4 protein-coding genes are annotated in these 1,762 nt (G+C 55.5%); all 4 read left to right on the top strand.

Annotation, left to right across the window (positions count from 1 at the left end; all coding sequences use genetic code 11):
• Window positions 1-116: 116 nt before the first annotated feature.
• Window positions 117-482: a hypothetical protein gene (locus tag GX108_07495; GenBank protein ID NLO56876.1), complete on the top strand. Its 366-nt coding sequence runs from the start codon at window positions 117-119 to the stop codon at window positions 480-482.
• Window positions 479-910: a tRNA (N6-threonylcarbamoyladenosine(37)-N6)-methyltransferase TrmO gene (tsaA, locus tag GX108_07490; protein ID NLO56875.1), complete on the top strand. Its 432-nt coding sequence runs from the start codon at window positions 479-481 to the stop codon at window positions 908-910. The genes GX108_07495 and tsaA overlap by 4 nt, the downstream gene beginning before the upstream one ends.
• Before the next feature lie 2 nt (window positions 911-912).
• The gene (locus GX108_07485) at window positions 913-1,425 is read left to right on the top strand and encodes a DNA methyltransferase (protein NLO56874.1); all 513 of its coding nucleotides are present in this window, start codon (window positions 913-915) and stop codon (window positions 1,423-1,425) included.
• A gap of 8 nt (window positions 1,426-1,433) precedes the next feature.
• On the top strand, window positions 1,434-1,762 hold a 329-nt coding region (coaD, locus tag GX108_07480), incomplete at its 3' end, for a pantetheine-phosphate adenylyltransferase (GenBank protein ID NLO56873.1).

Here is a 1,762-nt window from a genome sequence, read left to right as displayed (position 1 = left end):
TGACCATCCCATCCCATCCTGCCATCGTAATGGATTTTTTCGAATCGGATTCTTCAAGGAGGAGGCGTACCAAGTACGAAAAAAAATGGCTGGAAGCCGGTAAAAGGATTTTTCTCATGCGGTTCAGAAAGGAGAAGCCCTTCGGGAAGAGCATCCCGGAAAGAGGAGTGATCGAATTGCACAAGGCTTTGGGTAGGTCCTGCCCTGACTTGGCCGAACTGGTCTCGCTGGTGGGGATAACGGCGGGAGGAAGGGAAGCCCGTTGGGTCTTTAGGGACTGCTTTTCCAACCCTTCGGGGGTTATCCTGGTGGAAACCTTTACCTCTGATGAGGGTTTCGAACAGTCCTTCTTTTTCCGGATCGTTCCGGGAAAGGACGGTTGCATGATCAAAACGGATTTCGCGACACGGCCCTTCACGACCCCATCGGTGAGGGGAGCATTCCAGGATGTGGCATCCTTCCTGGAAGGCGCTGGCCGATGAACGGGTACCCCCTTTACCCCGTGGGTTACGTGCGTTCACCCTTCAAGGTGCCTGTGCCGCCGGAGAGATTCCGTGGAGTCGATTCTAGGATTGAACTGATGCCCGAATTCGAAGAAGCCCTGGAAGGGTTGGAAGAGGGCGAAAGGCTCCTCGTTCTTTTCCGGTTTCACCTTTGCCGCGGTTTTCCCATGAAAGTCCACCCCAGGGGGGATGCCCTGAACCCACTCCGGGGGGTGTTCTCGACCTGTAGCCCGAACAGGCCCAACCATATCGGCGCCAGCCTTGTCCTGTTGAAGGGTATCAGGGGGCCTGTCCTGGTAGTGGAGGGCCTTGACGCGGTGGACGGGACGCCGGTGGTGGACATCAAACCTTCCAGGGGGATAAACTGGGAGCGCGCGAGATCTGAGGCTTTCTCGGGGAGGCAGTGATTGTGAAAAGGGTCCGTCCAACCTCCGACCTCGTGATGCAAGCCCTTTTCAATATCCTGGGGCCCGGTAAAGGGAGATCCTTTCTGGACCTTTTCTCCGGGACAGGCAGGGTGGGAATGGGGGCCCTTTCGAAAGGGTTCGCTCCCGTGGTAATGGTAGACTCCTCTATAAAGAAGTTAGACGGGTTGGCCGGATTGCCTGGGCGGCAAGGGTTAGAAATTCTGACCATGGATGTACGGAGGGCCCTTTCCCTGCTGGAAAACCAGGCCCGCCTTTTTGACGTGATATTCGCCGACCCCCCCTACGAAACGGGGTGGATCGCGAGGATGGCTTCGTTGAAGTCCCGCCTGGCGGCTATCACGAAGGACGAGGGAGCCTTCGTCCTTGAGCATGCGAAGAGGGAAGCGGTCGACCCGGCCCAATGGGACGGGTGGTTTTTCCAATCGAGATTTTATGGGGACACCCTGCTGACCTTCTTCATGAAAACTATTGACGGGGGGGAACCGCCATATTGATAAGAGCCATGTATCCCGGATCCTTTGATCCCATTACGAACGGGCATATCTACATAGCCGAGAGGGCCGCCGCCATATTCGGCGATCTTACCGTGGGTGTGCTCAACAACAGCCAAAAAAAGTACACCTTCTCGAAGGAAGAAAGGGAAACCATGACCAGGGAGGCCTTGAGCCATCTCCCCAATATACGTATCAAGCATTTCGAAGGTTTACTGGTTGATTTCATGAGAGCCGAGCAGTGTCGCGTCATCATCCGGGGATTGAGAGCTCTCTCGGATTTCGAGTACGAGTTCCAATTAGCCCTGATGAATCGGCAACTGGCGCCCGAAATTGAGAC

It is taken from the genome of Thermovirga sp. (genome assembly GCA_012523215.1).
GTDB lineage: Bacteria > Synergistota > Synergistia > Synergistales > Thermovirgaceae > 58-81.
The sequence above is the reverse complement of the archived record's forward strand: the minus strand, read 5'-3'. Positions and strand labels throughout refer to the sequence as shown.